Annotated in this window: 6 protein-coding genes; 2 read left to right on the top strand and 4 right to left on the bottom strand. The window is 44.2% G+C overall.

Going from position 1 to position 9065, the window contains the following annotated elements:
- Nucleotides 1–587: 587 nt before the first annotated feature.
- Nucleotides 588–1916: a D-amino acid dehydrogenase gene (locus L0J61_RS06445; protein ID WP_301465507.1), complete on the bottom strand. Its 1329-nt coding sequence runs from the start codon at nucleotides 1914–1916 to the stop codon at nucleotides 588–590.
- Between the two features lie 116 nt (nucleotides 1917–2032).
- Entirely contained in the window at nucleotides 2033–2800 is a 768-nt protein-coding gene (locus L0J61_RS06440) for a folate-binding protein YgfZ (protein WP_301465506.1), read from the bottom strand.
- 266 nt (nucleotides 2801–3066) lie between these two features.
- Between L0J61_RS06440 and L0J61_RS06435 the strand changes: the two genes are divergently transcribed.
- Nucleotides 3067–3420, top strand: a complete 354-nt coding sequence (locus L0J61_RS06435; RefSeq protein ID WP_301465505.1) for a zinc ribbon domain-containing protein YjdM — start codon at nucleotides 3067–3069, stop codon at nucleotides 3418–3420.
- Between the two features lie 579 nt (nucleotides 3421–3999).
- The gene (gene ppk2, locus L0J61_RS06430) at nucleotides 4000–4962 is read left to right on the top strand and encodes a polyphosphate kinase 2 (RefSeq protein ID WP_301465504.1); all 963 of its coding nucleotides are present in this window, start codon (nucleotides 4000–4002) and stop codon (nucleotides 4960–4962) included.
- Nucleotides 4963–5037: 75 nt separating this feature from the next.
- On the opposite strand, the gene L0J61_RS06425 is transcribed toward ppk2, so the two are convergent.
- Nucleotides 5038–6810, bottom strand: a complete 1773-nt coding sequence (locus L0J61_RS06425; RefSeq protein WP_301465503.1) for an amino acid ABC transporter ATP-binding/permease protein — start codon at nucleotides 6808–6810, stop codon at nucleotides 5038–5040.
- Nucleotides 6807–8681, bottom strand: coding sequence for a thiol reductant ABC exporter subunit CydD (gene cydD, locus L0J61_RS06420; RefSeq protein ID WP_301465502.1), 1875 nt, complete (start codon nucleotides 8679–8681; stop codon nucleotides 6807–6809). Before cydD ends, L0J61_RS06425 begins: the two co-directional genes overlap by 4 nt.
- Nucleotides 8682–9065: the final 384 nt, after the last annotated feature.

Below are 9065 nucleotides of genomic sequence, written 5' to 3'. Positions count from 1 at the left end.
TTTATGTCAATTATGGCTACGTCTGATGCCAGCATACTTTTTAGAACACCACCCATTATTATATTCCTTCTATGATTGAATCTATTATCAGGGTGGTTTTTCCGCCTACCTTTATCTGATTTTTACCCGCTTGAGCTGGCTAGGGGGTAACCAACCTGTACCGTCCAATATAGATGCTCAGACTGGCGCTGTCTGTATACGCGATGTTTAGAGTGTTGCCATATGATAGCCGCCTGCATAACTGTGTAATCAGCCACGGGTCTATGTAATGAAAAGGTGAATTTACAACAAGTTAAGTAAAGAAAGTAGGCAAGTAGGTAAGCCAAAAAACAGTTATTGGATAATCTTTAAAGTCATTGATGTGATGGATATCAAATATAAAGTAAATAGCCTGAACCTTTGACGGACGATAATAGCTGGTGCGTTTAGTCTCTAGATATTAGACGCACTAGTTTGTTGGCACGGCGATAACGGCTCTCATTTCTCGCTATTTTTCGCTACGTTGCCTAGATGAAGCATATGTGATGGGATATACGCTTAAGCTTATTAAACCGATAGGTGAGATTGTGAGAGTTGGATAGTATTATCTATCGAGTGTGGCTACCGACAAAGTCGAAATCGACTGCAGGCGTCTCACCTTGTATCAATACGCTGAGCGCTTTTGCTGAGCCGCAAGAGTGTGTCCAACCAAGCGTACCGTGACCAGTATTGAGCCATAGGTTGTCAAAGCTAGCATCCACATTAGAACTACCATGCCGAACTTGACCCATGTGTGCCCGCCCAATTAACGGCACATTTGACGGAGTCATCGGTCGTAGCCCTGTCCAATACTGAACAGAGTTGGCAATAATACCTTTGGGGAAAAGTTGCTGCACACGGCGAGTGATGGCTTCGCAGCGTGTGTTGTTCAAATCCAAATTATAACCATTAAATTCTGCCGTTCCAGCGACACGCAATTTGTCACCAAGCCGCGATGCAACCAGCTTAAACTCATCGTCGATGAGACTCACAAAGGGTGCCAAATGCGGTGCACGAGGATTGACTTGATAGGTGGCTGAATAGCCTTTTGCAGGGAAAATAGGCAGATGAATATCAAGCGGCTTCATCAATGACACGCTATAACTACCAAGCGCTAGCACATGGCTATCGGCGCTGAAAGTCTGCGCATTTTCACCATTAGGTCGAATGGTAATACTATGTACATGTGGTCGAGAGGCTTGAGTATCCATATTAATAGCTAGGATCTCAGTGCCATACATGAACTGCACGCCAGCCTCAGCGCAGCGTGCAGCCAAACGCTGAGTAAACAGATGGGCGTTGCCTGATTCATCACGGCTGGTGTAGGTCGCACCAGTGAGTTTATGAGAAATGGGGTAGAGTGCTGGCTCTAGGTTGACAGCGTTATTGATGTCGATAATGTGGCGCTCACAGCCAAGCTTCTGCATACGCTCCGTGGGTGCAACGGCTGCATCAAACTCTGCTTGGTTGGTATAAAAATGCATGATGCCGCGTGTTTGCTGTTCATAATCAATGCCGATATCGGCACGTAGCTGCTGTAAAGCATCGCGTGAATACAAGCCCAGACGCACCATCTGAACCAGATTGGCATCGGCGTTACTTGCTCGGCACTCTTGCAAAAACTGCATTGCCCACTTGATTTGTGCCTTGTCAGCACGCAAGCGATAAAGCAGCGGCGCATCCTCTTTAAATAGCCATTTCAGTGCTTTCATTGGCGTAGCGGGGTTCGCCCAAGGCGTGGCATGCGAGACAGATATCTGCCCACCATTGGCAAAGGAAGTCTGCATTCCTGCTGCTGGTTCACGCTCGATTACGGTCACATCATAGCCTGCTTGGCGAAGATACCATGCGGTGGTTACACCCACCACGCCTGCTCCGAGTACCGCGATATGTGTCATAGGACGCTCTATTATGATTTATAGCAACCATCAAGATTATTATTCATCCATGATGGTTGCTATGAATGGCTATCAGTTTTTCGGTGAATGATGCTATCAGCTTGTTGCTGAGCAGATTACTTTTGACGGGCGACATCAGCCTGCAGTGCTGTTGGCAATGCTAAAGCGGTGAGGTCGCTATCGGCTAGGTGCTCTGGGCGCGCGACGACCAAAGCGATAAAGCCGTCGGCGGTTGCCATTGAGTTGACCACTTGTATTTTGCCCAGTTTATCACCGGCTGCAGGCACAGCGTCACCGTCTTGTGAGTTTGACCCCTGTACATAGTGCAAAAATGCTTTGGGTGCAGATTTGAAGTAAATACGAGCGATAACTTCTTGACCGAGATAGCAGCCTTTGTCGTAGTCCATGCCACCACGTTGATGCAGACGCAATTCTTGCGGTTGAAACTCGCTCTGAGTCGCCGCTATGATCCAATAATTGCCCGTTGCGATGCTGCACCGCATCCAAGCTTCGGCTTCCTCTGGTGTATTATGATCGTCTTTGTGACTGAAGGTCGGATCATCATCGAGTAAGCAAGGATAAATCGAGGTCGGTGCGCTGGTCTCAAACTTTGAAAATGCGCCGAACTTCTTTAAATGTGCTTGTAAGGCATCCGCACAGTCTGTACTAATCGCTATCTCAAACTGTTTTTCTGCTTGTTTTTTTATCCAAATACCGAACTCAATGCGACCTTTTAAATTGCCAATTGCGGCTGCTTGGTAGCTGAGCCCAAGCTTGGTAACGTCACAGGTTAATTGACCTTGTAAGAATTTTTCGGCATCCTCACCTTCAATAGTCAATTGAGAAAATTGCGGCAGAGTCGATCCATCTGAAACTTGAGTCATTGTTATTATCCTTTTAATGCAGGGTCACTCATTAAAGACATGCCCTAGTACTTTGATCAAAATGTAGTGCGTGAAAATCTAAATGATGCTAAGCAGAGTACCACAAAAAGCACCATCATAAGAAACGACATGATTGAAGTAGATATCAAGGTATAAATTGGGCGTGGCGATTGTTTTTCAACTGTATAAATTGGTTAAAAAGTACGAGTTGAGATACAATGAGAGCTCGATAATAAACCTAATTGATGATGTCTGCGGAGGGAATGATGAGCTTACCTAATTGTCCGAAATGTGATGCTGAATATACCTATGAAGATGGTGCGTTATTGATTTGCCCCATGTGTGCGCATGAATGGACAGCAGCTGAGACTGATGCCGCGCAAGCTGAAGAGCAGGCAGCCGTCATTCGTGATGCAGTTGGTAACGAGCTACAAGACGGCGATGCTGTGACGGTGATTAAAGACTTGAAGGTCAAAGGTTCTTCAATCGTGATTAAAGTCGGTACCAAAGCGAAAAGTATTCGCCTATTACCAGACGCGACAGATGGCCATGATATTGATTGTAAGCTAGATAACCATGGCCCGATGAAGCTGAAGTCATCGGTGGTAAAAAAAGCTTAAATAGATCGTTTGCAAAATAATTATCATGAGCGTCGTTTTAGTGACTGATAGAGTTATTTGCTTTTGACGTTGTAATGTGTACTAGGGCGTGTCCTCACTTTAAAAATGTTGATAAAAATATGCGAAAAGATAGCCACCTAAATTTAGGTGGCTTTTTTATATCGTTATACTTCAATATGCCGTGATGCTTCAACTAGGGCGATGCTAAGTTCAAAAAACAAGATGAGCCGCTCCACAGTTATTTCATATCCAAGGCACCTCATGTCGGCTTGTTTTGTACTCGTTTTAAACCTCTCTGACAATACCCTTAACAGTAACGTGGTTTTTTTGTAAGAAATAATGAATAACTCTGTAGTTATTATTTATATGTAATAAAATAAATATGAAAGAGTCGTTTTTTTAAAGTATTTTAATTTTGTGAGTGGGGTAAGTTATGACAAAAAAGCCAAGTAAGGTTGAAAAAGTAAATGATGCTTATATTACGGATAAAAAAATATCGAGAAGTACGAAACCAAGAAGAAAGGAGATGGCTCTCGCGTAAAGACTAAAGAAGTCATTGATCAGGTATTACTGAAAGATTTGGCTGATGGTAATATCGATAGTATTTCTGAGCATTTACAAGCCCTAATTCATGACGTTTCTCCTGATGATTTAATAAAACTTAAGGATATATTTGCCAAGCATGCACTGGCCAATCATGCAAAAACAGGTAGCATCAAAGATGATGAGCTGTCTAATAACTGGCGTGAAGGTGGCTATCCGTATAAAAACCGATTATCACGTAAAAACTATGAGAAGCAAAAATATCGTTTGCAGGTTGAGCTATTGAAGCTACAGCATTGGGTGCGAGACACGGGGCAAAAAGTAGTTATCGTCTTTGAAGGTCGTGATGCTGCAGGCAAAGGTGGTACGATTAAGCGTTTTATGGAACATCTTAATCCGCGCGGTGCTAAGGTGATTGCACTTGAAAAACCAACCGAACAAGAGCTCGGACAGTGGTACTTTCAGCGCTATATTCAGCATTTACCCACTCAAGGTGAGATGGTTTTGTTTGACCGCTCTTGGTATAACCGAGCTGGTGTTGAGCGAGTCATGGAGTTCTGTACCGATAAAGAGTATGAGTCTTTTATGAAGCAAGTGCCTGACTTTGAAAAATATTTGATTGATTCAGGCGTTCATTTGATCAAGTTTTGGTTTTCAGTCAGTCGTGATGAACAGCGACGTCGATTTGCTCAACGTGAAGCGCATCCCTTAAAACAATGGAAATTGTCACCGATTGATAAAGCCTCTCTCGACAAGTGGGATGATTATACACTTGCTAAAGAAGCGATGTTTTATAATACAGATACTGCTGAATCGCCGTGGATTGTGATTAAGTCAGACTGTAAAAAACGTGCTCGTCTAAATGCCATGCGTTATGTACTCAATAAACTGCCGTACGAAAATAAAGATAAAAAGCAGGTGGGTAATGTCGATCCACTCATCGTTGGTCGTGCAGGAGCTTTATATGAGCTAGGTGAAAAAGATGATTTAGCGGTTTAAAGCAGCGGCTTCTTGAAATAAAAAAACCACTTAGATAAGGTCTAAGTGGTTTTTTTATTATCAATATCTTTACCTTCACGTGAAGGCAAGGTCATTGGTAAATACGCTTTCCTCTAGTATTAATGACTTACAGTGCCCCATGTCCCACTGATGATGGCTGACGATAATTAATAAATCGTTTTTCTGGTGTGAGCGCACACTCTGCCACACTTGCGCACGAGTTTTGGCATCCAGACCAGCAAACGGCTCGTCAAGCAATAATATGCGCCGCGGTTTTAGTAGCAGTCTTGCCAGCGCAATACGCCTCGCTTGACCACCAGAAATAGCTGAGCCATATTCACCGAGCGGTGTGGCAAGCCCTTGAGGCTGCGCTTGTAACCATTGTGTCAGGCAGACTTTATCCAAAGCTGCCATTAACTCTGCATCACTGGCGTCTCTTTTCCCCAAACGTAAATTGGCTGCCAAGCTTTGATCAAAGATATCAAGCTGCTGACCCAAATACCCTAGCTGATCGCGCCAGTCGTAATCACTCCAAGCTTGACCGTTCAAAGTCACCTCACCAGACAATGCAGGTAATTCACCTGCGAGCATTTGCAGCAGTGTAGATTTGCCGCACCCTGAAGGTCCGCGAATAATCAGTGGCGTGCCTGACTCAATAGTGCAATTGACGTTTTGAGCGCCAACCAATGCTTTGGGTATTTTTGCACAGATGCTTTTGAGATTTGCGGTAAGTACTCCAGTGGGTAAGGGTAATAAAAGGTTGGATGCTTCTATTGTAATAGCATCTTTAGCGTGTATCGCCCGGCCGTCATTATTGAATGGCTGATTCAGCAAAGCATTTAAGCGATTTTTGGCAGCAATACTACTTCCAAGTGATAGATAGTGCTGTCCCAAAGGTACCACGATCTCTTGAATACCGAGCAATCCAAGTGTGACGGCTAGTATGAGCGGCACATTGATAGAAGTGCCTTGTTCCAAAGTGGCTACAGCAAATAATACCAGCAGAATGCTCGAATAAAACAACCACTGAATACCCAAAATATAGACTGAGCGTTGCTTCTGTGCTTGCCACTCCAATTGCTGTAAGTCATTGTCTTGGTTTATATAGTCTCTGGTTTGCGCACGCCATTGTTGCCAAAGTAGTAATTGGGTAATGATGGCCAATGGAGCAAGGAGCTTATGTCGGCGTGCTTCAGATACGTCAGCCAATCGTTGTGCTTGGTCGATTCCCAAGAAAGTACCTAGCAATGGCAGTAATAAAGCTAAGGCTAACAGAGTAAAAATCATCAGCTTTAACGTGGTGCTAATAGGCAGTACGAAACCGATAAACATCGCCAGTAGTATCATCGTTATCGTGCTGATCAACCAAGGAGACACAACCCGTAATATGAACTCATCCAGTTTGTCGATATCACTGACCAGCCGATGCATGTATTGAGAAGCATGTAATGCAGAGCGCTGTTCAGATAAAGGTTTGACGGCTAAGCGATTAAAGAACTTTAACCTCAGGGTTTTTAACAAATCAAACACAGCATGATGAGAAACCATCAGTTCGCCATAACGGCTTGCCGTACGTGCCATTGCGAGCATGCGTATGATACCGGCTGGCACCATATAGTTAAACGCATGCGATCCCACGGCCAGCATACCTGCCAGAGCAGCACCAGTAATAAACCAGCCTGATATCATTAGTAGTGAAATGATAGAGATAGCAAATATCAGACCTAGCAGCCATGAGATAATCCATAAATCAAATGAGGGCTTGAACATATCTCGTAAGCGAAAGACGGGTGCATGGTTATCGATAGACTGATGATCAAGTCCGTTGGGTGATGTGTGTTTGTTCATGATGCACCTCCTAACGGATTGGTTGGCGCGTTTAAAGAAGGCGTTTGGTTGTCAGCAACTAACGGCAGAGACAGTCTTATCACACCATCTAACCAATCGAGCTGCTCGTGCGCATGTGTGATCCACAGGACTGTTTTATCACGACTGACTGTCTCGAGTAAGGTGTGTAGATGTTGGGCGGTATCCGGGTCTAAATGCTCGGTAGGTTCATCGAGCAGCCAAAGACTGTCATCACGAAGTAACAGCTGTGCAATACCTAGCCGCTGCTGTTGACCGCCTGACAATCCTTGCCCACGCTCGCCAAGCTGAGTATCAACCCCATCAGGTAGGCGTTTAATCAGATCCCACAATGCCACCCTCTCTAGCGCATCAATCAGCTCTTGATCTGTTGCTCTAGGATTGGCAAGTCGCAAGTTTTCTGCAATCGTGAGGGGCATGAGTGCTACTTGCTGCGCTAAATAGCCGATATTTTGTCGCAATAACTCTATGTCGATATCTTGGTAAGTGATTTGCTCGATACCATCAGCACTGATTAAAGTAAGGTCGCCTTCATACTGCACAAAGCCCATTAATGCTTGCAATAGACTTGATTTTCCGCTGCCACTATCACCAACGACAGCCATTCGTTCACCCGCGCGTAGAGTAAAACTGATTGGTTGTAGGCGCGTTCGATAGCTGAAAGAAGTGCCTGTTTTGTCTGTTTTGGTCAAGTCTGAGGAGGGAGTGATTGGACTGCGAATACTGAGGTCGCATGCTTCTATACCAAATGCTTGAGAGACGTCTAATGACGTTGCAGCGATATTATTAGCATTAGGCAGAGGATTGTTATCGCTCATCTCGGCTGCATCTGCTCGTATGGGCTGCTTGGCGGCCGTGATAATCGGCAATAAGCTTTGTACTGCACCTTCGGCTTGAGCTTTGGCGTGGTAGTCAGCGCCCAATTGGCGCAAGGGTAAATAGAACTCTGGAGCCAATAGCAAAATAAATAAGGCGCCAAAGTATGGTACTGGTACATGCCCTTTATCCCATGGCAAAATACCTATTAATCCAAAGCCAAGATAAACAGCCACCAGTGCAATACTGAGTGCGGCCAATAGCTCTAAGACAGCCCCATTTAAAAAAGCAACTTTTAAAACATCCATCGTACGGCGGCGATAATCTTCGCTACTTATGGCTAAATCATGATTAGCACTGTCGGTGGCTTGTAAGCGTTTTAATGTCGGCATACCCCGAACCCAGTCTAAAAAACGACCACTAAGCTGAGCCAGAGCAGTGAATTGATCTGCGCTTTTACGGGCGGTTAAGTGCCCAATCAATATCATAAAGATAGGTACTAAAGGGGCGGTCAATAACAGTAGCGCTGCGGCCAAGAGACTTTGCCATGCTACAGCAATCAGTAGAATGAAAGGGGTGCTAGCAGCCACCTTGCGCTGTACGCTAAAGCTGCTGATAAAGCCATCCAACGCATCTGTTTGATCAATAATTTGGCTAGATAAACTACCATCGCTACCAAAATACCGTAGGTTTGCTCCTAAGGTTGCCATGGTTGATAATAGTGACTCACGAAGCTCACTGCGTACTCTGAGGCTGGCGCGACTACTGATGAGTTCTCGTCCACTATTGAGTAGTGGTCGTACCATAAAACAACCGGCGAGACCGATAAGCCAATAAACAGAGACGTTAGTAGACAGTGGCAGCTCATTAAAATGGTTGTAAAGCCAAGTGCTAAAAAGGTTGGCAAGTAGCCATGCCTGGCAGACAAATAGTAATGTGTTGACAATGGCAAGCGCCCAAGCTGCGTTGAGTTGGCGTTTTACCGACTTCACAAGCGATGTTAGAAATTTTTTTTCGGCACTTGAAAGTGTTGCCATAGTGCTATCTGCCGTCACAATTTAGGTTAAAAATAGTTTGAAGATAACTATCAGAGCATATTAGGGTACGTTCTAGAAGAGATGATGGCTGCTACAGAAAACCTTCAAGAATGCTCATTGATCGTCTGAACTTTAATAGTGGTTTGATTGTAAGTGCTATAAAACACAAAAGCCAATACTCTCTTTGAGTCATCTCAAGCAGCAGCAGTTTACTGGATAGACGGATTATTAAAAGGAATCATACTGATGGTATAAAAATGACTGGCAAGTGCTATTAATACACTGCTTAAGCAAACCTCAATCCTACTTAATTTGATGAGCTGAACCACAACGCCACAGCGTTTTAGTATTATATTATGATGTAATTTTATGTTAACTATGTAA

It is taken from the genome of Psychrobacter sp. (genome assembly GCF_030457785.1).
Classification (GTDB): Bacteria; Pseudomonadota; Gammaproteobacteria; order Pseudomonadales; family Moraxellaceae; genus Psychrobacter.
The sequence above is the reverse complement of the archived record's forward strand: the minus strand, read 5'-3'. Positions and strand labels throughout refer to the sequence as shown.